The sequence below is a fragment of the Cryptosporangium minutisporangium genome (genome assembly GCF_039536245.1).
GTDB lineage: Bacteria > Actinomycetota > Actinomycetes > Mycobacteriales > Cryptosporangiaceae > Cryptosporangium > Cryptosporangium minutisporangium.
This window is the reverse complement of the sequence record NZ_BAAAYN010000044.1, coordinates 363562-384901: the sequence shown is the minus strand read 5'-3', so window position 1 is coordinate 384901 and position 21340 is coordinate 363562. Positions and strand designations below refer to the sequence as shown.

Sequence of the window (21340 nt, the reverse complement as noted above, 5' to 3'; positions counted from 1 at the left end):
TGGCCCGGCGGTGGCGGTCACGCTCGTGCTCGGACTATAGCCTCGCGCGCACCGTCAACGTCTGTTCGACCGTCCATACGCGCCCTACACAGGCTGACAAAAAAGAGGCGCGACCCACGACGGAGGAGTCGTGAGTCGCGCCCGAGCCGGTGAGTGAACTCTTTCGACCGGCGACTACTGAGGTCGCCTGGTGGAAAGGGTTCGGTGTCGCGACCGCAAGGCTGTGGGGGCAGCTGGTCGCGTACCGGAAAGGTTCAGTCGCCGGTCCGCTGCTGCGGGATGCCGGCCAGGAGCGCCCGGACCTCCGACTCGCGGTAGCGACGGTGGCCGCCGAGCGTCCGGATCGCGCTCAGCTTGCCGGCCTTGGCCCACCGGGTGACGGTCTTCGGGTCGACGCGGAACATCGTCGCGACCTCGGCCGGGGTGAGCAGCGGCTCCGATTCGGGGGTACGGGTAGCCATCGAAATCTCCTTCAGAGGGGTATGCGGCGGGGAGGGCGCCGCATTGCCCTCCATGCTCCCGGGTGTCCGCCTTGCCCGACATGGGCCGAAAGGATGATCCTGCGTACCGATCCGGCCTAATAGTGGGACAGTGCGCATACCGGCCGTTTACTGACGGTAGTCCGAAGGGTCGGTAGGGCGACTGTATCCGCAGGTAGGCCCCTATTCGACGGTGATTCCGCCGCATCTCAACCGTTCGGCCAATACGGATCCGCCATGTCGTCGGAAGTGGCGGTCTGTCCCGACTAGCCCACCCATCCGCCTTCATTCCGTGACCGTCCCTTTGCCGGAGGTACCTGCCGATCGGACGAGTTGTATTCCCCTTTACGGGCGGCTGCCCCGGCCTAAGTCGTGTTTTCCGAACTTCGTTGTTGCGAGGCTCCTGGCCGCTATCCGGCGCGTCCGCCGCAGAGCACCGACCGCTGAACCGCGACCTAGCGATCGGGCCGCTGCGGCCCGCCGCTGGGGCACCGCCCCGCTGGCCGGTCGCGCCGTGCGCGCTCGGTGGCGCGCACCCCGGCATCGACGAGCTCCTCGCCGACCGCGGGATGTTGTACGCGCCCGACTACGTGGTGAACTCCGGCGGTGTGACCCAGGTCGCGGACGAGATCGAAGGCTCCGCCTTCGCGTGGGCCTAGCGCCGGACCGCCGGGATCCACGAGATGACGCTCGCGTGTTCCGCCGCGCCGACGCCGATGGCACGATCCCGGCCGCTGCCGCGGGGATCGGCTGGCCGAGCAGCGGATGGCGCAGGTCGGACGGCTGCGGTCGATCCTGGCCGGCAGCCCTTCACCAGGTGTGATGCGCGTCACGTAATCTCGTCTTCGCAGCCGCTCGCGCCGGACGACGACGCCCGTTTCAGTGGGGCTATCGTCGCCCAGCGCCACCCGAGAGCTGATCGGCCCAACCCGCGAGGTGCCGAACGTTGGGTGGGGACGGTACGGTGTCACTACGAGACATGCCATCATCCGGGGCCTCTCGCATGACGCCCCGATACACCTGTGCGAGGGGGTCGAGCCAATGGGGCGCGGCCGTGCTAAGGCTAAGCAGACGAAGGTCGCGCGTGAGCTGAAGTACAGCTCTCCCAACACCGACCTCGACGCTCTCCAACGGGAGCTTTCGAGTTCCCCCAGTTCCACCTCCACGGATGACGACGAGTACGAAGATGAGTACTCGGGTCGTTACGACGAAGACGATTGGGCGCCGCGGCGCTGAGCCGCGAACTCAGTCACGACGTTCCCGCTCGCTGGTCTGGCCAGCGACTGGCGGCTCCGGCCGATAGTCGCCCCACACCGTCGCCGCGCCGGCACTTTCGGCGCGGCGTTTCATGCGAGGCGGGTGGAGGCCCAGGAGAGCTCGAGGTACGGGGGAGACAGCTCACGCCGTTACATGTGGGCTTTGCCGAACCACGAAGGGTGGGGAGCGTCACCTCGTGGTGACTGAGTGCGGGATCTTCGGTCGTCCGCCCCCAAGGTTCTGAGATGCTGAACCGCGGAGCTATGAACGGTGCAAGCCTGGCTAGTCCTTGTTTGCACCGTTCGTCGCATCCGCGGCATTTCGCGGCACGCTGGCCGTCTTCTCTCCGGCACGTGGCGGCGCGGGAACGCTCGGATGCGAAGTCCGAAACCGCCCGGCAGGTCGGCGCCTCGCGGCGTGCCGGGCCCTGGAGAAGGAGACGTTCGTGACCAGCCAGCACGCGGCATACGCGGCGGTGTTCCCGATCAGCGACCAGCTACCCCTGGGGCGTGCCACCGCGGATCTCGCGACGATGGCCCTGCGGTCGGGCGACCTGCTCGGCAGTGACGGTGTGAAGACCGGTCACGACTCCGACGAGCGCCCCACCGGCGGCTCGGGCGTCGAGTTAGCTCTTCCGGATCGGTCGGCGGCCGCCGCTCCGGACCGGACGGCTGCCGGGCGGCCGTTCGGGCTGCGCTTCGCGACGCTGCCGCAGAACGCCGTGGACCTCTCGCTCGACGCGATCGCGTACGACGACGACACCCAGGTCGCGCTGGCCCGGGACGGTGCCGGCTGGACGCCGCTGATCCACCACTCGATGGGGCTGACGCTCCGGACGACCGGTCAGATCCCGCGCGAGGACGAGATCCACGACAAGTCGTCCTGACGTGCCGCCCATCGTTCTGATCCTGACCGAGCGGCTCGATCCCACGGCGGACCTGGTGGTGACGGCTCTCAACGAGCGCGGGGTCACCGTCCATCGGGTGGACACCGCGGACTTCCCCACCAGCCTCGCCGTCACGGCCGAGCTGGGCGAGCTGGGCTGGCACACCGGGCTCACGTCGCCGGTCAGGTCGGTGGCTCTGGAGGACGTCAGCGGCGCGTACTACCGGCGCCCGTCGGCGTTCGTGTTCCCGCCGATGAGCACCGCGGACCGGCAGTGGTCGGAGCTGGAGGCCCGGATCGGTCTCGGTGGGCTGCTCGCGACGGTCCGGAACTGGTTGAACCATCCCAGTCGGATCGGCTACGCCGAGTACAAGCCGGTGCAGCTGGCCACTGCGGTGACGGCGGGCCTCAGGGTGCCCCGCACGTTGATCACCAACGATCCGGACGCCGCCCAGCGCTTCGCCCGGGAGATCGGCCCGGTCGTCTACAAGCCCTTCTCCGCGACGTCGGAGCGCGACGGGCGCCGGATGTTCGTGTACACCTCGCCGGTCGCCGCCGAGGAGTTGGCGGACGACTCGATCCGGTTGACCGCGCACCTGTTCCAGCAGCACCTGGAGAAGGCCTACGAGGTGCGGCTCACGGTCGTCGACGACGAGTTCTTCGCCGCGGCGCTGACCGCCCGCTCACCCGCCGGGCAGATCGACTGGCGCAGCGACTACGACGCAATCGAGTACGCGGTGACGGACGTGCCCGGGGAGGTCCGCGAGGCGCTGTGCCGGATGATGCAGAAGCTGGGGCTGCGCTTCGCGGCGGTGGATTTTGTCGTGACGCCGGCCGGCGAGTGGTTCTTCCTCGATCTCAACCCGAACGGCCAGTGGGCGTGGATCGAGCACGAGACCGGCCTCCCGATCTGCGCCGCCATCGCTTCGGCGTTGGCGCCGCGCTGAGCGACGTCCACCTGACGCAGTTGCTTGTGAAGCGCCGCCAAGCGCGCGCAGTTTGCATGAACCTGGAGCCCGTCCAGGGCGACGTTGACGTCCGTCGCAGCGAGGGCCGCGACCGTTCTTTGGTCGCAACCGAGCGAGACGGCCGTCAGCGTCGCCCTGAGCGGGCCGCCCTAATTAGGGTGCTCGTCTACCAGACGAACCATGCCGGTACCGGAGACGATCTCGCCGGCGACCCAGGCCTTGACGCCCCGAGCCGAGAACGACGCCACCGCACGGTCGGCCTGGTCCGGCGGTACGACGACCACCATCCCGACCCCCATGTTGAACGTCCGCTCCAGTTCCGGCCGGGTCACCCGCCCGACGGTCCCGATCAGGTCGAAGATCGGTTGCGGCCGCCACGTCGCCCGATCGATCACCGCGTCGACGTCCTCGCCGATCACCCGGACGACGTTCCCCGCCAGCCCACCACCGGTGATGTGCGCGAGGGCGTGCACCTCGCACTCCTCGATCACGGCGAGGCAGGCCTTGGCGTAGATCGTCGTCGGCGTCAGCAGGTCCTCGCCGAGCGTCCGCTGCCGGCCGAGCTCGGGCACCACCTGGTCGAGCCGCATCTTCCCGTCGGCGAGCAGTGCGTGCCGCACCAGCGAGTAGCCGTTCGAGTGCAGCCCGGAGGAGGCCAGCGCGATGATCTGGTCGCCGGCCTTGATTCGGTCGGCGCCGAGGATCTTGTCCGCGTCCACCACTCCGACGCCGGTCGCCGCGATGTCGTACTCGTCCGGCGAGAGCAGCCCCGGGTGCTCCGCGGTCTCGCCGCCGAGCAGGGCGCACCCGGCCCACCGGCACCCGTCCGCGATGCCGCCGACGATGTCGGCGACCTTCTCCGGCACGACCTTGCCGATCGCGATGTAGTCCTGCAGGAACAGCGGCTCCGCGCCGCAGACGACGAGGTCGTCGACGACCATCGCGACCAGGTCGATCCCGACCGTGTCGTGGATGTTCATCTGCTGGGCGATGGCCAGCTTGGTGCCGACCCCGTCGGTCGAGGACGCGAGTACCGGCTTCTTGTACTTGTCGGTGTCGAAGGCGAACAGCCCGGCGAACCCGCCGATGTTGCCGACCACCTCGGGCCGGAACGTCTTCTTGACCTTCGACCGCATCAGCTCGACGGCCCGGTCACCGGCCTCGATGTCGACCCCGGCAGCGCGGTACGAGGCACCGGCCTCGGCGTCGCCGCCGTTCGTGGCATCGCGTGACGTACGCGTCACTCGGGCACCACTCTGGGTTGGCGCCCCGGACGTCACCACGTCCTTCACTCTGCCTCCATGTTTTCCGGCCCCGTGCTGAGTTCTCCAACCCCGCGGAGGGGCCTTACGACTACTACCGTCCGCTGACGGGTCTTTCAGGGCCGGCTGAGCGCTCCGGCTCCGCCTGGCGAAGCCACCAGGGGCAGCGGCTCCCGACCAACACCACGCTCGATGCCCTCGAGCATGTGCTTACCGATCATGTCGTCGGCAGGCAACGCGATGGGGTACTTGCCGTCGAAGCACGCCATGCACAGTCGCTTGCGTGGCTGCTCGGTGGCGGCCACCAACTCGTCGAGCGACACGTAACCGAGCGAGTCGGCGCCGATCGCCGCGCGGATGCCGTCGGTGTCGAGGCCGTTGGCGATCAGCTCGGCCTTGCTCGCGAAGTCGATGCCGTAGAAGCACGGCCACTTCACCGGCGGCGACGAGATGCGCACGTGCACCTCGACCGCGCCGGCCTCGCGCAACATGCGAACCAGCGCGCGCTGGGTGTTGCCCCGCACGATCGAGTCGTCGACGACCACCAGCCGCTTACCGCGGATGACGTCGCGCAGCGGGTTGAGCTTCAGCCGGATACCCAGCTGACGGATCGTCTGCGACGGCTGGATGAACGTCCGGCCGACGTAGGAGTTCTTGACCAGCCCGAGGCCGTACGGGATACCGCTGGCCTGGGCGTACCCGACCGCGGCCGGGGTGCCCGACTCGGGTACCGGGATCACCAGGTCGGCGTCGACCGGGCTCTGCAACGCCAACCGCCTGCCGATCTCGACGCGGGTGGCGTGCACGCTGCGCCCGGAGATCGAGGTGTCGGGCCGGGCCAGGTAGACGTACTCGAAGATGCAGCCCTTGGGCTCCGGCATCGCGAAGCGTTCGGACCGCAGGCCGCCCTCGTCGATCGCGATCAGCTCGCCCGGCTCGACCTCACGGACCAGGCTGGCGCCGACGATGTCGAGCGCGGCGGTCTCGCTGGCCACCACCCAGCCCCGCTCCAGCCGTCCCAGCACCAGCGGCCGGACGCCCTGCGGGTCGCGAGCGGCGTAGAGCGTGTGCTCGTCCATGAAGACGAAGCTGAACGCGCCGCGCAGCGTCGGCAGCACCTCCAGCGCCGCCTGCTCCAGCGACCGGTCGGGGTTGGAAGCGAGCAGCGACGTCACCAGCGACGTGTCGTTGGTCGAGACCGGGCCCTCCGAGCCGATGCCGGTCGCGGCTACCGCCCTGGCCAGCTCACCGGTGTTCACCAGGTTGCCGTTGTGGGCCAGCGCAACCGACGTGCCGGCCGACGTGGACCGCAGCGTCGGCTGGGCGTTCTCCCAGGTCGAGCCGCCAGTCGTCGAGTACCGGGCGTGGCCGATCGCGAGGTGGCCCTGGAGGCTGGCCAGCGTCGTCTCGTCGAAGACTTGGGACACCAGTCCCAGGTCCTTGTAGACGACGACGCCGGTACCGGCGCTCACCGCGATACCGGCGGCCTCCTGGCCGCGGTGCTGCAGCGCGTAGAGCCCGTAGTACGTCAGCTTGGCGACGTCCTCTCCGGGCGCCCACACACCGAAGACCCCACAGGCGTCCTGGGGGCCGGTATCAGAGGGGTCGAGTTCGTGCGTCAGCTTGCCGTCACCACGGAGCACGCGGCCATTCTAGTTGACCCGCGGGACGGTTGACTCCCGGCGAGACGCGTGGCCCGCCGAGAAGATCGGAATGCTGCATACTGTCGCCCGCTCATTTCCGCGGTGTGATCGCGCACTCGACGGTGTGTGCCCGGAGCCACGATGTGATTCACTGTGCGTCGTGACCGCGACCTCGAACCTCGTCCCGCTGCCGGCGACCGCCGGCCGCTCGGGGCTGAGTCGGCGCGGCCACGTGTACGACGAGTGTTGTCGCTGACGGTCGCCCGGCTCGCGCGCAGTCCGTTCCGGACGCCACGAGCATTCCGCCAGCTGGCTGGCATTTCACCGGAGACGAACTCGTCGTGCTGGACTTCCCCGAGCCCTACCTGCTCGCACCTTCCTCGCTGACCCCCACCGCCCTGCGCGAGCGGGCCGAGCTGTTGCTCACTGTTACTGATCCCACAGTCGTCGACGAGGTACCTGTCGGCGGTGCGGTGGAGCTGCGCGGCAACTTCCTCTACGACGCCTGGCTGGTGAGGCTCGGCCCGGACGCCGCGAGTGACCTGCACGCCCACGAACACGGTTTCGGCACGGTGGCCGTCGTGTCGGGCGCCCTGCGGGAGACCCGGGCGTCCCGGGAGGGTCTGGACGAGCGGGTGGTCACCGCCGGCGAGATGGTCAGCACCCGACCGGGCGACACCCACCGGCTCACGGTGGAGGGCGACGGCGCGGTGGCCGTATACCTGGCGTCGCCGCCGCGGGGCGCGGCGCCGCGCATCGTGACGACCGCGACGTCCGTCCCGGTGGTACCGGCCGCCGTCGTCTGATCCGCGTGGCCACGCTCGAGGTGGCCCGCAGGCAGGGTCACGTCAGGGGCAGCCACGTGCTGAGGTCGGCGCGCGAGCCGCTGGCCGACACCTTGCCCGCCGCCATCGCCTCGTCCCAACTCGTCCGCCCGGTGGCCAACGCCACCCACGTCTGCGGGTCGGTCTCGACGACGTTCGGCGGTGTCCCCCGGGTGTGCCGCGGCCCTTCACCGCACTGCACCGCCCCGTACGGTGGCACCCGCACCTCCACCGAGCGCCCGGGAGCGCGCCGCGCCAGCACCCCGAGCAGATGCCGTACCGCGTTGCGGAGCACCGTCGGCGCCACCGGCTGGTTCGCGTCCAGGGACGCGGCGGCGGCTGCCACGGCGTCCGGATCCTCGATCACCTTCGCCACAGCGGAACCGTAACGCTATCCACAGATCCACCCTCGCTCTCCGCAGCAGGTCGCCGCGGCGTGCAACCATCGGTACCGGCTGACGGCCCGGACGGCCGAGGCAGGCCGGTCCGAGCGGACGGAGGTTCCGCAGGTGACTCGGGCAAACCGGCGAGACGTTAGGTATCGCCCTCGTCGGCAAGGCATAGTGGTCCGTCGGATCACCGAATGGGGCGCGGTGTCGGGCAGAACGGTCGGAGCGCCACCGAGCGCGACCCGGGAGACGCGGGAGACAGTGGTGCGGTACGCAAGGCGGCTCGGCGCGACGCTGTTAGCAGCCCTGGCGGCAGCAAGCCTCGTTTCCCTCCCCTCCACCCCGGTGACCGCGGGCGAGCCCGCCGACCTCCGCCTGGAGGTCCGGCAGGGAAACCTGACGACGCAGTCCGGCGGTCAACCCGCCACGCTCGTGTTCGCGGTGACCAACGACGGCCCGAGCAAGGCCGATGCCTTCAACGCCAACGTAGTCATCCCGTACGGCGACCGCGGCGTCATCCTGGCCAGCAGCTCCCCCGCCTGTAACCAGGTGAGCGGCCCGACCGTGCTGGCCTGCCCGGTCAACGAGCTCGAGGTCGGCAAGACCGCGGTGTTCACCCTGGTCATCAGCCCGCCGCCGGCCGGGTCGATCGATCCGTCCGAGCAGTTGCCGCCGGCCGCCGGCCAGATCGCCATCGACGCCGGCGGCGACGACCCGAACGGCGCGAACGACAGCAGCCAGTTCACGCTGACCCTCACCGCCGCGCCTCCCCCCGTCACCGTGGTCAGCGGGACGATCGTCAACGGCAGCACCGGTCAGCCGATCACTGGCGTCAGCGTCGTCGCGCGCGACGTCAACGGCGCGACCTGCCCCTCGACCACCGACGCGGCCGGCGCGTTCAACTGCACGAGTCAACCGCTGGCCGGCGGGCAGATCACGATCGAAGCGACGATGGCCGGCTACAAGTTCAGCCGCACCACCGTGACCCCGCAGAACGGGACGATCACCAACGTGCAGCTCGCGCTCGACCCAGCCGTGGCCAGCGCGAGCCCGACCCCCTCCGCGGCACCGACCAGCCCGGCCGCGTCCGCCAGTCCGGCCCCGCAGGCGCTGAAGTCCGACGATGGCGGTTTCCCATGGGACACCGTGCTGGTCGTGATCGGCATCGTGCTGGCGCTCGGCGGTCTCGGCGCACTCGGCTGGTGGCTGTACAAGCGCAAGGACACGGACTCCGGCGGTCCCGGTGGAGGCGGCCGGGACCTGCCCGACCTCGTCGGGGCCGAGTCGATCATGCCGACGATGCCGATGCGGGTTCCCAATAGCGTGCTGTCCGAGACCACGGTCGCCAATCAGCCGCCGTTCGGCCAGCCCGAGCGGGTGGGCGCGGCCGCGGGTGCCGACGCCACCGCGGTCTGGGGCGCTCCGGCGCCGACCGGAAGCTGGCAGCCCGGCGGCTGGTCACCGGCGAACGATGCTCAGGCGAACGTGAACCGTTCGACCGAGCCGATCCAGGTGTCGGGCGGGCCGAGCGGTTGGTCCGGCGGCTCCGGTCAGAGCTCGTCCTCCGGCGAGCGCACCGCGGAGTGGCCGACCGTCGACCCCGGGTCCGCCGACGACGCACCAGCGTCCGGCGTCCCCGCACAGGTGTCGGAGAGGCCGGTCGCGCCCAGCGACCCCACCACGGCCTGGCCTGCGGTCGGCGATGCGGGCTGGGCTGCGGCGCCGCACACGCGTGCCGCCGGACCGCTCAGCGACCAGTACGCCTCGGCCCTTCCGGCCGAGGCGCCCGGGGTGCCTTCCGGCCCGCCGGCCCCCACCCCGGGCTTCGAACAGTCATGGGGGACGCCGGGCCGTCCGGCTTACGGCAACCCACCGCTCGCGGACGCGCCGCTGGTGGGCTGGGACACGCCGCCTGCCGCCTCCCCGCAGCCAACCCCGATGTCCGCGCCTCCCATGGCGTCGCAGCCGATGTCCGCGCCTCCCATGGCGTCGCAGCCGATGTCGGCACCGCCGATGCCGATGTCGGCACCACCGGCGTCGCCCATGGCCTCGCACGCGGCGGGGGGCTATGCGGCGGGGGGTTATCCGGCCGCGCACAGCCCGGTACCGCCTCCGCAACCGTCGGTCATGCAGCCGACGGCTCAGTGGACCGCGCCGCCGTCCTTCCCGACGTCTGCGTCGCCGACCGCCATGTACCCGGCCTCGGCACCGCCCGCTGCGGGTTACCCCGCGCCCGGGCCGCCCGCAGCCGGTTACCCGGCCTCCGCGCCACCGGCGATGAACTACCCCTCGTCCGCGCCGCCCGCCGCGAACTACCCGGCGTCCGCGCCGCCCTTGCCGCCCGTTCCGTACGGCGGCTACCCCCCGGCGTCGCCACCGGCCTCGGCGCCCCCGGCTGCCGGTTACCCCCAGTCGGCCCCGCCGTGGCAGGCCGACGCTCAGGGCTGGCCGTCCGGCCCTCCGGCGAACCATGCCGCTCCCGGTGCCCCGCAGTGGCCGCAGACGCCCGCGCCGGCCGCTGGCTACCCGGCGTACCCGCCGCAGGCCTATCCGTCCGCGACGCCGCCGCACAGCGGTCCGCCGGCCCCGCCCGGCGCGTACGGGAACTACCCGCAAGCCGCACCGCCGCAGCCGCAGCCGGGCCAGGCACCGCCCGCTCCGGAGCAGGGCGAGCCGGAGTGGTCGGCACAGCAGTACTGGCCTCCCGCCGGCCAGCGCTGAGCATCCGCTCAGCCCGCACCCGGCCGGCGGCGCTCAGCTCCCCGAGCGCCGCCGATGCCTCCTCGCCCGCCACAGCACGATTCGGGTGGGCACGTACGACGGCCCAGCAACGCAGAACCGGCCGCGGGCGCTCGCGCGCGGCCGGTTCGCGTACCGAACGACTAACCGAAGAGCTTCGGGAGCGTTCCCGTCCAGGCCTCACGGAGCTCGTCGAGCGGGATCGTGAACTGGCCCTGCACCTCGAGGGCCCCACCGACCTTGTCGACGACGCCGATGCGCGTCCACGGCAGGTTCCGCATCGTGCACATGTCCGTGAACCGGAGCTCCTCCGTGCGCGGCACCGACACCAGCACCCGCCCCGCGGACTCCGAGAAGAGCCAGACGAACGGGTCGGCGCCCTCCGGCAGGACTATCCGCGCACCGACGCCGTACCGCAGCGTCGCCTCGGTGAGCGCCTGCGCCAGCCCGCCGTCGGACAGGTCGTGCGCCGCCGACAGCATGCCGTCGCGCGAACCCGCGATCAGGATGTCGGCGAGCAGCTTCTCCCGCGCCAAGTCGACCTTCGGCGGGACACCGCCCAGGTGGCCGTGGATCGCCCACGCCCACTCCGAGCCGGACAGCTCCTCCTCGGTCGAGCCGAGCAGGAGCAGCGACTCCCCGTCGTCCTGGAAACCGATCGGCGTCCGGCGGGCGACGTCGTCGAACACGCCCAGCACACCGATGACCGGGGTCGGGTGGATCGCGATCGCCCCGGTCTGGTTGTAGAAGCTCACGTTGCCGCCGGTCACCGGCGTACCCAGCTGCTGGCAACCGTCCGCGAGGCCGGTCACGGCCTGCTGGAACTGCCACATCACGTGCGGATCTTCCGGGCTGCCGAAGTTGAGGCAGTTGGTCACCGCGAGCGGCGCCGCACCCGTCGTCGCGACGTTCCGGTACGCCTCGGCCAGCGCGAGCTGCGCCCCGGCGTACGGGTCGAGCTTGGCGTACCGGCCGTTGCCGTCGGTGGCCAGCGCGATCCCGCGCCCGGTCTCCTCGTCGAGCCGGATCACACCGGCGTCCTCGGGCTGGGCCAGCACGGTGTTGCCCTGGACGTACCGGTCGTACTGCTCGGTGACCCAGGTCTTGTCGGCCAGGTTCGGACTGGCGACCAGCTCGAGCAGCGTCTCGCGCAGCTCGTCACCGGTCTTCGGGCGCGGAAGGGTCTCGGCCCGGTCGGCCCGGACCAGGTCGAAGTCGCTGGGACGCTCGATCGGCCGGTCGTAGACCGGGCCCTCGTCGGAGAGGCTGCGCGGCGGGACGTCGACCACCACCTCGTCGTTCCAGGTGATGACGAGACGATCGCCCTCGGTGACCTCACCGATGGCGGTGGCCAGCACCCCCCACTTCGCGGCGAGCGCCAGCACCTCGTCGAGCTTCGACGGCTCGACGATCGCCAGCATCCGCTCCTGCGACTCGCTGGCGAGGATCTCGTGTGGCTCCATCGACGGCTCGCGCAGCGGAACCCGCTCGAGCCAGACCCGCATGCCGGACTTGCCGGCCGCGGCGGTCTCGGTGGTGGCGCAGGTCAGGCCCGCGCCGCCCAGGTCCTGGATGCCGACGACCAGCTTGCGGTCGAACATCTCCAGGCACGACTCGATCAGTAGCTTCTCCGCGAACGGATCGCCGACCTGCACGGACGGACGCCGGGTCTCGGCACCCTCCTCGAACGTGGCGCTCGCCAGCACCGACACACCGCCGATGCCGTCCCGCCCGGTCTTGGCGCCGAGCAGCACCACCACGTTGCCCACGCCGCGCGCGGCCGAGAGCTGGATCCGGTCGTGCGGCATCACGCCGACGCAGAGCGCGTTGACCAGCGGGTTGCCCTGGTAACACGGGTCGAACACGACCTCGCCGCCGATGTTCGGCAGCCCCAGGCAGTTGCCGTAGCCACCGACGCCCGCGACGATGCCGGGCAGCACCCGGGCGGTATCGGGGTGGTCGGGCGCACCGAAGCGGAGCGGGTCCATCACCGCGATCGGGCGCGCGCCCATCGTCAGGATGTCGCGGACGATGCCGCCGACGCCGGTCGCCGCGCCCTGGTACGGCTCGACGAAGCTCGGGTGGTTGTGGCTCTCGACCTTGAACGTGACGGCCAAGCCGCCGCCCACGTCGACCACACCGGCGTTCTCACCCATGCCGACGAGCAGGGCGTCGGTCTGGGGCGCCTTCTCGCCGAACTGGCGGAGGTGCACCTTGCTCGACTTGTAGGAGCAGTGCTCGCTCCACATGATCGAGTACATCGCGAGCTCGGTCTGCGTGGGTCGACGACCGAGAACCTCGCGGATCCGGGCGTACTCGTCGTCCTTGAGGCCGAGCTCCAAGTAAGGCTGCTCGTCGTCGGGGGTCTGCTGTGCGTTGCTGACCGTGTCGGTGCTGATCTCGCTCATGCGGCAGGCACCAGCGCCTTGATCACGGAGGTGAAGAACCCGAGCCCGTCGGTGGAGGGACCGGTCAGCGCCTCGGTCGCGTGCTCCGGGTGCGGCATCAGACCGACGACGTTCCCGGCCTCGTTGCTGATGCCGGCGATGTCGCGCGCCGAGCCGTTCGGATTGCCGACGTAGCGGGCGATCACCCGGCCCTCGGCCTCCAGCGCGTCGAGCGTCTTCTCGTCCGCCAGGTAGGCGCCCTCGCCGCTCTTCAGCGGGATGAGGATCTCCTCGCCCGGCTGGTAGTCCTGCGTCCAGCGAGTGGACGTGGACTCCATCCGGAGCTTCTGGTCGCGGTTGCGGAAGTGCAGGTGATGGTTGCGGCGGAGCGCGCCGGGCAGCAGGTGCGACTCGCAGAGCACCTGGAAGCCGTTACAGATGCCGAGCACGGGAAGCCCGCCGCGTGCGGCGTCGACCAACGAGTTCATCGCCGGTGCGAACCGGGCGATGGCGCCGGCGCGCAGGTAGTCGCCGTACGAGAAGCCGCCGGGCAGGATCACCGCGTCGACGCCGCGTAGGTCGGCGTCCGCGTGCCAGAGCGCGACCGGCTCACCGCCGGCCAGCTTGACCGCGCGCAGCGCGTCGCGGTCGTCGAGCGAACCGGGGAAGGTGATGACTCCGATACGAGGGCTCATTTAGCGACCTCGACACGGACCTCGTAGTCCTCGATCACCGGGTTCGCGAGCAGCGTCGCGGCTGCGCGGCGCACCTCGTCCAAGGCTTCTTCGGTGGCCTCACCGGCGAGTTCGACCTCGAACCGCTTGCCCTGACGGACGCTGGCGATCGAAGAGAATCCCAAGGTGGGTAGGGCGTTGGCGATCGCCTGACCCTGCGGGTCGAGGATCTCGGGCTTGAGCATGACATCGACGACGACGCGGGTCGACGCGGGCACGGATACTCCAACGAGGTGGCGGGATGCTGTGTTCCAGCGATTCAGCCTACCGAGCGTTCGACGGAACCCCGTCACGACCGCCCGTCCTACGCTCCGGGATCGAACCGTTTCCGCCGGTCAGAGCGCCGGGCAGCAATTGGGCGAGACCGCGTGGTCTATGGCACGACCGCCGGGGCGAGGGCGGCGACCAGGCGTTCCGCTGCGTCTTCGGCGTCCACGTCGAGGGACCGGTCGGTGAACTGGTACAGGAACGCGTGCTGGAAGCACGCCCCGAGCAGGAGCGCGGCGAGCGACGCCGGATCGGCGTCGGCGCGGACCCGTCCGAGGCCCTGCTCGGCGGTGAGATACGCGACGACGCCGTCGTTGGCCCGGTGCGGCCCGGAACCGGTACGGCGCAGCGCGGCGCGGTGGGCGTCGAGCACCTTGGGCTCGGCGAAGATCGAGGCGGAGATCGGAAAGCTGTCCGCGTAGAAGCGAATCGCAGCGGCCGCGACGAGGCGCAGGTTGTCCAGGACAGTGCCCTGCCCCTCGGCGAGGTTGGCGAGCATCGGGACGAACGCCGGTAGGCGCTCGGCGAGGACCCGAACGAACAGCTCGGTCTTGTCCGTGAAGTGCTTGTACAGCGTGGCTTCGGAGAAGCCGGCTTCCTTCGCGATCTCTTTGGTGGTGGCGTGGGCCAGGCCGCGCTCACGCATGACCGTTGCCGCAGCGTCGAGGATCCGATCCCGGGTACTCAGCGCGCTCTCCCTTGACGTCGTCGGGGGTGTGCCGTCAGTCTAGGGTGGTAAGTACTTACTAACCGCTGGAGGTCGTCGTGAAATTGACCGTGTTGGGAGCCACCGGCGGCGTCGGACGCCAGGTCGTGCTGCAAGCGCTGAAGGACGGGGACCAGGTGACCGCAGTGGTCCGCGACCCGGCCCGGCTGCCGATCGCCGATCATCCCGCCCTGGACGTCGTCCGCGGCGACGTGATGGACCCGGCCACGCTGGCACCGCTCCTCGTCGGCCGGGACGCGGTGATCTCCGCGCTCGGTCACCGCGGCCGCGGACCGACCACGGTCTGCGCCGACGGTGCCCGCAGCCTGGTTGCCGCGGCCGCACAGGTCGGCGTGCGGCGCGTCCTGGTGGTCAGCGCGAGCGGGGCGTTCATCGAAGAGAACGACGACCTGGTCACCCGCCGGCTGGTGAAGCCCCTCCTGGGTGTCGTGCTCCGGGAGTCGTTCGCGGACACCACAACGATGGAGGCCGTGATCCGGGCCAGCGGCCTGGACTGGACGATCGTCCGGCCACCCCGCTTGACCGACGGACCCCACACCGGCCGGTACCGCACTGGGCACCACGGCGTCCGCCGCGGTTACACCGTGGCCCGTGCGGATGTCGCGGACTGCCTGCTCTCACTCGTCGACCGCTCGGAGTCGGTCGGACGCACGATCACCGTCGCCCGGTGAACCGGAGATACGCCGGATCCCCGCTCCGCCGGCTGCGGAGTGGGGAACCGGACGCCATCTCAACGCACTCTCAGCGGAGCCAGCCGAACTTGCTTCGGTAGAAAGCCGGGCCGACGTGCTGCTGCTGATTCGCCTCAGAGCTCGCGAACATGATGTTGCCCGCGGTCACGTTGACGGCGACCAGTCCGGCCGTTTGCTGAGTGTTGTTGTAGAAGATGTTCTGCGCGGAGGCCGAATTGCTGGCGACCTGCCCGATTCGGTCATAGCTCTGGCCATTGTCTGCCGCCTGCGCAGCCGTCGAACCTGCCGCGACGGCACCGGCGGACAGAACGACAACGCATGCTCCACGACGAACCCAGGTATTCACAGATTCCCTTTCTCGGTAACAAGAAGAATAACGATCAACGCGAACAATCGCCGGTGACCGCTGGGCTGGAATACCGGGCAAAGCCCACCAGCACCTACACCCCCGTGACAGGTCGACCGACTGACTAAGCGGCCCGGATGGGACGCGGAGTCATCGACGGACGCGGGTGTTGCCGAACGGGCTCCGCTCGAAGACGTGCCCGACGTTCTGGGCCTGCTGGCCGTACGTCTCGGTGCGGAAGCTGTTGTTGCCCGAGACGTTGAACGGGCTCTTGCCGTACTGCTTCACCTCGCTGTCGAAGTCACCCCACTCGTTCTTGCTGGTGACCGTCATCTCCTGCTCCTGCTTGACGTCCTTGATGTTGAAGCCGTAGTCCTGCTCGACGTCGACGTCGATGTCACCCGACGGGTTGTTCGGAACCGCCGAGGCAGCGGTCGCCGCGCCAGCGACCAGGCCGGCCGAGATCATCACAACACCAGCAGTACGGCGCATCCACACGTTCATGCGTGAAATTCCCTTCAGTGTTGGCAAACGTCACGACCACCCGGCCGATCCTTCCGCTGTCTCACACAGCGGAGTCCCGATTAATTGAACGCCTCACCACGGACGTCCGGACATGAGGAAGCAGTCCATTTAACCGGAGAAGGATCTGTTGTTGCTGTTCCGCGTGGCCATCGACGGGTCACCATGGACAGGAATCCGCGGCGGAGACTCCCCCACCCGCGAACCGAAAAAAACATAACCGAGTCGGTCGAATTCGAGCAACCCCGGGCACACCCCTCCCATTAGGGGATTTCCCGATTTCCGTTCCTGATCTCCGACCACTTCCCGAACGCGCGTTCGAATTCGGGAATTCCAAAGTTCTCGTTCCCGGGCACCGCTCGGTACAAACAAAGATTCCGCGAGAATCGCTCGCGTTCTACGGCCGCAATCAAAGCACTTCGTCGCTCACGAGAAGCAAATCGGCACCGCCTTCACACGGCGGTAGGGGTGACCGGGAGCGGAGCGTGCGGATACGTGGGCCGTTACACGGCGCCCACGAAAACGAGCGACGTCACGTCCGTGGGAGGACGCAACGCCGCTCGTCCGCTGTCTGCGGTCACCCGGAGAGAGCAGCCGGGTTACTGCACCCGGCTCTTGCCGAAGAACCCGTCCGTGCCCATGACGAAGTACCACTCCGGCGGTGTGCCCTTGAGGTCTCCGCCGGGCTCGAACGCGATCGGGCCGGTGATCCCCTTGGCCGAGTACGTGTCGAGGAACTTGTTGACGTCGGCGCGGCTCTTCTTCCCGGCCCCGAACGCCGCCATGAACGCGTTCGCCGCGTCGTAGGCCTCACCGGTGAAGGCCGCGGGGCTGGTCGTCGTTTTGTCCTCCACCTTCTGCCGGAACTCCTCCGGCAGACCGGTGCCGGGCACACAGGCGCAGATCACGATCGTGTCCTTACCCGCCTCGCCCGTCTCGGTGACGTACAGCGAGTCGAGCAGGCCGGGGCCGGCCACGAAGCCGATCTTCTCGCCACCGGCCTCGGTGACCGCGTTCCGCACCCCAGCCGCCTCTGCGGAGAATCCGGCGAACGCGATCACGGTCGCCCCCGAGTCGACGATCGTCGAGGCCAGCAGGCTGAAGTCGGTCTGGCCCTGCTTGATGGTCGCAAAATCGACGACCAGGGAGCCCAGCGCGGCGCGGGCGGCCGCCGCGGTCGCCTTCGGGTAGGTCGTCCCGTCATCGATGACGAAGACCTTCGCGGCGGGGTCGCCGCTCTTGATGTACTTCGCCATCGCAACGCCGGTGTCCGCGTCGGTACCGACCGTCCGGTGGAAGCTTTTCAACTTGCCGTCGCCGAGCGAAACCGTGGAGACGGTCGGGTTCACCATCGGCACGCCGGCCTTGTCGAAGAGCGGCGCGGTCGCCTGCGCTTCCTTGGAGTAGAGCGGCCCGAGAACGCCGATGATCGACTTGTCGGCGATGATCTTGTCCGCGAGCAACTTGGCCTTGCCCTCCTCGCCGCCGCTGTCGAAACCACGGATGGCGACCGTGCAGTCCGGGTTCTTGGCGTGGTACTCCTCAGCGGCGAGGTTCGCGAGCGCGATCGCGGACTCGCCCGCGCTGTCCGCTCCGCCCCCGGTGTCACCGACGACTGCGATCGTGCCGCTGGCGCACTCGGCGGCGACCGGCACCTTCGCGGTGTCGCCACCGCCCTTCTCGTCGTCCTTGAGCATCGCCCAGGCGGCCGTGCCGCCGCCGCCGACGAGCAGGAGCGCGAGAACGACGACGAGCGCGATACCGACCTTGGACCGTCGCTTCGGTTCCGCCGGCGGGGGCGCGGCGTACTCCTGCCCGTAGGCGGGCTGCTCGCCGTACGGTGGCTGCTCGCCGTACTGCTGGTACTCCTGGCCGTACTGCTGCGGAGGCTGGCCGTACTGCTGGGGCTGCTCGTACTGGGGCTGGCCGTACTCCGGCTGCCCGAACTGCTGCGGCTGCTGGCCGTACTCAGGCTGGCCGTACTCGGGCTGACCGTACTGCGGAGGCTGTTGGCCGTACTCCGGCTGCTGCCCGTAGTGCGGAGGCTGGCCGCCGTACTCCGGCTGGCCGTACTGGGGCTGCTGACCGTACTGAGGTGGCTGCCCGTACTGAGGTGGCTGCCCGTACTGAGGTGGCTGCCCGTACTCGGGCTGCTGACCGTACTGGGGAGGCTGCTGCCCGTAGGCCGGTGGCTGCTGTCCGTACTGAGCAGGTGGCTGACCATACGCGGGCTGGTCCGCCGACGGCTGCTGCGAGTACTGCGAGTAGCCACCCGGCGCATACCCTGGGTGAGGTTGTTCCGGTGGTAAGGCGCCCTGCGGTGGTCCGGACGACTGCCCTGGGGCAGGAGGTCCAGTCGGCGATTGCTCCGGTGGAAGTGTCCAGCCGGGGTCTCCCGCCGGTGGGTTCGGTCGCGCTCCCGGATTCTCGCCTTCGCTCGGTTGGCCGCCGCCGGCCGGATACTGGGTCATCACCGTTCCCCGTGGTCACACTGGCGTCACTCGGAAGCGTTCGTATCCCCCGAGAAGCGCCCAGAATACGGACCGTTGGCCACTGGCGCGACGGACTGGGGTCGCGCAGGCCGAATGGCAGGACGCTCTTTCCAGTTCAAGGCCCGTGGACGGGGTGGGTAGGGCCGGAAGCCGACGTCACCCTCCGTACCGGCGAGTGGCGCCGAGAATCAGATCGGTGACCGCTGGACCGCGGACGGCCAGGCGGGAGAACGTTTCGAAGATGCGCTCGTAGACCGCGATCTCAGCGGGTTCACGGAGAGTCAACTCGGCACCGAGCGTCTCCACCAAGGCGTAGTCCCGGTCAAAAATCCAGAACCCGTTCAGCGGGCCGACCGGCCACCGTGCCCCGAGCGGCACGACGGCCAGGTCTACGGCGGGCAGCCGAGCCACGCTGAGTAACCGGTCGAGCTGTGCCCGCATCACGGCCGAATCGGCCATCCGGCAGTAGAACGCAGCTTCGGCCAGCACGAATTGGTATCGCCTGCCGGGCTGTTGCAGCAGCTCCTGCCGGCTGAGTCGCGCCCGTACGCCCTCCTCCACATCGTTGGCCACCTGGTACGTGCTGACCAGGCCCTGGAAGACCGCCCGCGCGTAGTCGGCGGTCTGCAGCAAGCCGGGGAGGACGCCCGGCTCGAACGCCCGGATCAGCGTTGCTTCGGCCTCCGCCGCACGGCGCTGGACCTGCCGGGCGCGCGTTCCGGTAGACAGCCGCTGCCGCCACTCGGTGTACTCCAAGCGCGCCTGGCGAAGTGCGGCGTGCAGGCGCTCGGCGTCCTCCGGTTCGGCACCGGTCGCCTCCACCCACGCATCAACGTCGGATCGGGTCGCAGTTTGCTGACCGCGCTCCAACTTGGACACCTTGGAGTGCGGCCAACCGGTGCGTTCGGCGACCGCCCGCCCGGTCAGGCCGGCGTCCTCGCGCACCTGGCGCAATTGCAATCCGAAGACGCGCAGGGCGTCATGGGGCTTGGCCACGGAACCGGTCATCCCTCCCGGCACGAGGGTAACGGTCGGGGTCCTCGCGCCCGGACACCGACCACCGCCTTGTGGGCGCCTCCACCGTCCTCATTGGGCGAACAGCGCCCCAACGGTCTCCTGGCGTATCAGGACCGGCTCGCCGACGCCCCCAAACCGCGGTCCGAAGGGAAATACCCGAGAAGTTCCATCGGGATCTCAACCGCGGTTTCGTGCGCCGGCAAGCCCCGCTCGGTGAGTGCGGCGATCGCCTCGGAATCGGTGACCCGCCATCCCTGGATGACCAGGGTGCCGCGGTCGGTTTCGTAGACGGACGGACAGGAGCCGTGCGAACTGTTCGTGCCGCGGAACGTGAGTTTCACGAATAATCCCCCCGAGTCCACAGTCAACTGCCCAGCACCGTGCGGCACAGCACTGAGGACTCAGATAGTTGCTAAACGTGGAGATTTTCCCAACCCCGTACCGGCTAACTCGAGATAATTTCTCGCAATTTCTTGAAACCGCACGCTATTAACCGGCATCCTCGTGAGGGGTGCCGGGCGCCGACGATGTCGCACGGTCCCCCCACTCCGTCACCGGGGCTGTCGCGGCCGCGCGTCACACCGAGCCCGACACGACGCCCACGGTGAAGGCGATCGGAGGGCGCATGACACGGGTTCGCTCGACCCCGGCAGTTCACCGCAGAACGTCGTCAGACGCGAGAGAAAGCTCGCCGCACGCCAGAGAAGGCACCCAGTCGCGTCCGCACGGCGACAGTGCCACCCGGCCGCGGCCCGGGCGCCCGCGGCCTGCGGGTCCGCGTCCGCCCAGCCCGTCGAGCGGTCGCCGGACCCCCGGGTGAGCCTGCCGCACCCACCGGCCGACGCGAGCGACGCGGACCTCTGGCTCGCCGGCTACGAACTGCGCAGTGCGCATCTCCCGATCGACGGCTCGCCGGAGTGCCCGATCTGCCAGACGAATTGGGAGTGCGCGGCGTACCGCACCGGCGTCGAGATGATGCGGGCAGCCACCGATGTGCCCCCACCGCCCCTCGACGAGCCGCGGGTACCCCATATCTGAGGCACTCCCTCACTTCGGGTGCAGCCGCGATCCCCGCGCGACCGGCTCCTGAGTTGCACCCGCTTTGCGACCAAGGCAGCTCCTCCCCCACCAGATCGTTGCTGGTGTCGCCTCGGGGGAGGCGGCATCCGTAGGGGGAACACCATGACTCTCACCGTGAAGGCAGAGGCACTCTTCGTCAGCGCGCTGCAGCCGTCCGAGAAGTGCAGCACCGCGCAGCTCCGAGCCGCGATCGAAACCACCCTGGAGCAGTTCGGGCCGGCTGGATGCGCGCAGCGCTTGGCCGCCGAGTTCGGCGAGCACCCGGAGATCGCGGTGCCGCGCATGCGCTGGGCGCTCGAGCGGGCGGCGACGTCCTAACTGCGTTCGTTCAGATAGCGGTCCCAGTCGAAGCGCTGGGACCCGTCGTCCTTGCCCTCGGGGTCCGACGCCAACCGCACCCCGATGTCATCCCGTCACTCAACGGCCCTCCGGCGTAACTCGGCGATCCGCTCGTCATCCAGCCCGTAGGCCCGGAAGTCGTCGTCGTCGAGGAAGTCGACCGCGTCCAGCCGATCGGCGAGTTCGGCAAGTACGAACTCGGGCTGGTGACGACGGCACAGATTCTCGAGCGCCCCTCGGCATTCATGTACTTGGCGACGTCGTCGCGCTGTCCGACGTCCACCAGGATTT

21 protein-coding genes and 1 pseudogene are annotated in these 21340 nt (G+C 69.7%); 9 read left to right on the top strand and 13 right to left on the bottom strand.

The annotated features are described in order from the left end of the window. Window positions 1–254: 254 nt before the first annotated feature. On the bottom strand, window positions 255–461 hold the full coding sequence (gene bldC / locus ABEB28_RS32195; RefSeq protein WP_035858691.1) for a developmental transcriptional regulator BldC: 207 nt from the start codon (window positions 459–461) through the stop codon (window positions 255–257). Between the two features lie 527 nt (window positions 462–988). Between bldC and ABEB28_RS32190 the strand changes: the two are divergent. From ABEB28_RS32190 to tgmB, 4 genes and pseudogenes are all read left to right on the top strand, one after another. After that, window positions 989–1316, top strand: a pseudogene (locus tag ABEB28_RS32190) (Rossmann-fold NAD(P)-binding domain-containing protein); the annotation flags it as partial. A gap of 204 nt (window positions 1317–1520) precedes the next feature. Next, entirely contained in the window at window positions 1521–1715 is a 195-nt protein-coding gene (locus ABEB28_RS32185) for a DUF3073 domain-containing protein (protein WP_345732009.1), read from the top strand. Between the two features lie 466 nt (window positions 1716–2181). Beyond that, entirely contained in the window at window positions 2182–2622 is a 441-nt protein-coding gene (tgmA, locus tag ABEB28_RS32180; RefSeq protein ID WP_345732008.1) for a putative ATP-grasp-modified RiPP, read from the top strand. A gap of 1 nt (window position 2623) precedes the next feature. Beyond that, window positions 2624–3568, top strand: a complete 945-nt coding sequence (gene tgmB / locus ABEB28_RS32175; protein ID WP_345732007.1) for an ATP-grasp ribosomal peptide maturase — start codon at window positions 2624–2626, stop codon at window positions 3566–3568. 170 nt (window positions 3569–3738) lie between these two features. Here the strand turns inward: tgmB and purM are convergent, their stop codons facing one another. Together purM and purF are read right to left on the bottom strand one after the other, a co-directional pair. Continuing rightward, complete coding sequence (gene purM, locus ABEB28_RS32170; RefSeq protein ID WP_376980440.1) at window positions 3739–4869, bottom strand: phosphoribosylformylglycinamidine cyclo-ligase; 1131 nt, start codon at window positions 4867–4869, stop codon at window positions 3739–3741. Between the two features lie 98 nt (window positions 4870–4967). Beyond that, window positions 4968–6494, bottom strand: coding sequence for an amidophosphoribosyltransferase (purF, locus tag ABEB28_RS32165; protein ID WP_345732005.1), 1527 nt, complete (start codon window positions 6492–6494; stop codon window positions 4968–4970). Window positions 6495–6835: 341 nt separating this feature from the next. Between purF and ABEB28_RS32160 the strand changes: the two genes are divergently transcribed. Continuing rightward, window positions 6836–7300, top strand: coding sequence for a cupin domain-containing protein (locus ABEB28_RS32160; protein ID WP_345732004.1), 465 nt, complete (start codon window positions 6836–6838; stop codon window positions 7298–7300). A gap of 37 nt (window positions 7301–7337) precedes the next feature. Here ABEB28_RS32160 and ABEB28_RS32155 read toward each other — a convergent pair whose 3' ends face one another. Further along, window positions 7338–7664 carry a sterol carrier family protein gene (locus ABEB28_RS32155; RefSeq protein ID WP_345732055.1) on the bottom strand — a complete coding sequence of 109 codons (327 nt, stop codon included), beginning with the start codon at window positions 7662–7664 and terminating at the stop codon, window positions 7338–7340. Window positions 7665–8052: 388 nt separating this feature from the next. On the opposite strand from ABEB28_RS32155, the gene ABEB28_RS32150 reads away from it, so the two are divergent. Further along, window positions 8053–10428 (top strand): carboxypeptidase regulatory-like domain-containing protein, encoded by a 2376-nt coding sequence (locus tag ABEB28_RS32150; protein ID WP_345732003.1) that lies wholly within the window; start codon window positions 8053–8055, stop codon window positions 10426–10428. A 161-nt stretch (window positions 10429–10589) separates the two neighbouring features. On the opposite strand, the gene purL is transcribed toward ABEB28_RS32150, so the two are convergent. The 4 genes from purL to ABEB28_RS32130 form a co-directional block, all read right to left on the bottom strand. Then, window positions 10590–12854 carry a phosphoribosylformylglycinamidine synthase subunit PurL gene (gene purL, locus ABEB28_RS32145; protein ID WP_345732002.1) on the bottom strand — a complete coding sequence of 755 codons (2265 nt, stop codon included), beginning with the start codon at window positions 12852–12854 and terminating at the stop codon, window positions 10590–10592. Beyond that, the gene (gene purQ, locus ABEB28_RS32140; protein ID WP_345732001.1) at window positions 12851–13528 is read right to left on the bottom strand and encodes a phosphoribosylformylglycinamidine synthase subunit PurQ; all 678 of its coding nucleotides are present in this window, start codon (window positions 13526–13528) and stop codon (window positions 12851–12853) included. The genes purL and purQ overlap by 4 nt, the downstream gene beginning before the upstream one ends. Then, window positions 13525–13785 (bottom strand): phosphoribosylformylglycinamidine synthase subunit PurS, encoded by a 261-nt coding sequence (gene purS, locus ABEB28_RS32135; RefSeq protein ID WP_345732000.1) that lies wholly within the window; start codon window positions 13783–13785, stop codon window positions 13525–13527. The genes purQ and purS overlap by 4 nt, the downstream gene beginning before the upstream one ends. A 155-nt stretch (window positions 13786–13940) precedes the next feature. Next, the gene (locus tag ABEB28_RS32130) at window positions 13941–14504 is read right to left on the bottom strand and encodes a TetR/AcrR family transcriptional regulator (protein ID WP_345732054.1); all 564 of its coding nucleotides are present in this window, start codon (window positions 14502–14504) and stop codon (window positions 13941–13943) included. Window positions 14505–14599: 95 nt separating this feature from the next. Between ABEB28_RS32130 and ABEB28_RS32125 the strand changes: the two genes are divergently transcribed. After that, window positions 14600–15232 carry an NAD(P)-dependent oxidoreductase gene (locus ABEB28_RS32125; protein ID WP_345731999.1) on the top strand — a complete coding sequence of 211 codons (633 nt, stop codon included), beginning with the start codon at window positions 14600–14602 and terminating at the stop codon, window positions 15230–15232. Window positions 15233–15302: 70 nt separating this feature from the next. On the opposite strand, the gene ABEB28_RS32120 is transcribed toward ABEB28_RS32125, so the two are convergent. From ABEB28_RS32120 to ABEB28_RS32100, 5 genes are all read right to left on the bottom strand, one after another. Further along, a complete protein-coding gene (locus ABEB28_RS32120; RefSeq protein ID WP_345731998.1) occupies window positions 15303–15599 on the bottom strand; it encodes a hypothetical protein in 297 nt (98 codons plus the stop codon). 150 nt (window positions 15600–15749) lie between these two features. Then, complete coding sequence (locus ABEB28_RS32115; RefSeq protein ID WP_345731997.1) at window positions 15750–16103, bottom strand: hypothetical protein; 354 nt, start codon at window positions 16101–16103, stop codon at window positions 15750–15752. A gap of 617 nt (window positions 16104–16720) precedes the next feature. Next, a complete protein-coding gene (locus tag ABEB28_RS32110) occupies window positions 16721–18592 on the bottom strand; it encodes an ABC transporter substrate-binding protein (RefSeq protein WP_345731996.1) in 1872 nt (623 codons plus the stop codon). Between the two features lie 177 nt (window positions 18593–18769). Next, window positions 18770–19621, bottom strand: a complete 852-nt coding sequence (locus ABEB28_RS32105) for a helix-turn-helix domain-containing protein (RefSeq protein ID WP_345731995.1) — start codon at window positions 19619–19621, stop codon at window positions 18770–18772. 116 nt (window positions 19622–19737) lie between these two features. Continuing rightward, a complete protein-coding gene (locus tag ABEB28_RS32100) occupies window positions 19738–19992 on the bottom strand; it encodes a hypothetical protein (protein ID WP_345732053.1) in 255 nt (84 codons plus the stop codon). Between the two features lie 454 nt (window positions 19993–20446). Between ABEB28_RS32100 and ABEB28_RS32095 the strand changes: the two genes are divergently transcribed. Together ABEB28_RS32095 and ABEB28_RS32090 are read left to right on the top strand one after the other, a co-directional pair. After that, window positions 20447–20668, top strand: a complete 222-nt coding sequence (locus ABEB28_RS32095) for a hypothetical protein (protein ID WP_345731994.1) — start codon at window positions 20447–20449, stop codon at window positions 20666–20668. 144 nt (window positions 20669–20812) lie between these two features. Then, window positions 20813–21028: a hypothetical protein gene (locus tag ABEB28_RS32090; protein ID WP_345731993.1), complete on the top strand. Its 216-nt coding sequence runs from the start codon at window positions 20813–20815 to the stop codon at window positions 21026–21028. The last annotated feature ends 312 nt before the right edge of the window (window positions 21029–21340 follow it).

What these genes read in the sequence shown, in the direction of transcription:
- purQ (WP_345732001.1), bottom strand. Translation starts at nt 13,528, where the DNA reads ATGAGCCCTCGTATCGGAGTCATCACCTTCCCCGGTTCGCTCGACGAC.
- ABEB28_RS32110 (WP_345731996.1), bottom strand. Translation starts at nt 18,592, where the DNA reads ATGACCCAGTATCCGGCCGGCGGCGGCCAACCGAGCGAAGGCGAGAAT.
- bldC (WP_035858691.1), bottom strand. Translation starts at nt 461, where the DNA reads ATGGCTACCCGTACCCCCGAATCGGAGCCGCTGCTCACCCCGGCCGAG.
- ABEB28_RS32115 (WP_345731997.1), bottom strand. Translation starts at nt 16,103, where the DNA reads ATGAACGTGTGGATGCGCCGTACTGCTGGTGTTGTGATGATCTCGGCC.
- purL (WP_345732002.1), bottom strand. Translation starts at nt 12,854, where the DNA reads ATGAGCGAGATCAGCACCGACACGGTCAGCAACGCACAGCAGACCCCC.
- ABEB28_RS32105 (WP_345731995.1), bottom strand. Translation starts at nt 19,621, where the DNA reads ATGACCGGTTCCGTGGCCAAGCCCCATGACGCCCTGCGCGTCTTCGGA.
- ABEB28_RS32090 (WP_345731993.1), top strand. Translation starts at nt 20,813, where the DNA reads ATGACTCTCACCGTGAAGGCAGAGGCACTCTTCGTCAGCGCGCTGCAG.
- ABEB28_RS32185 (WP_345732009.1), top strand. Translation starts at nt 1,521, where the DNA reads ATGGGGCGCGGCCGTGCTAAGGCTAAGCAGACGAAGGTCGCGCGTGAG.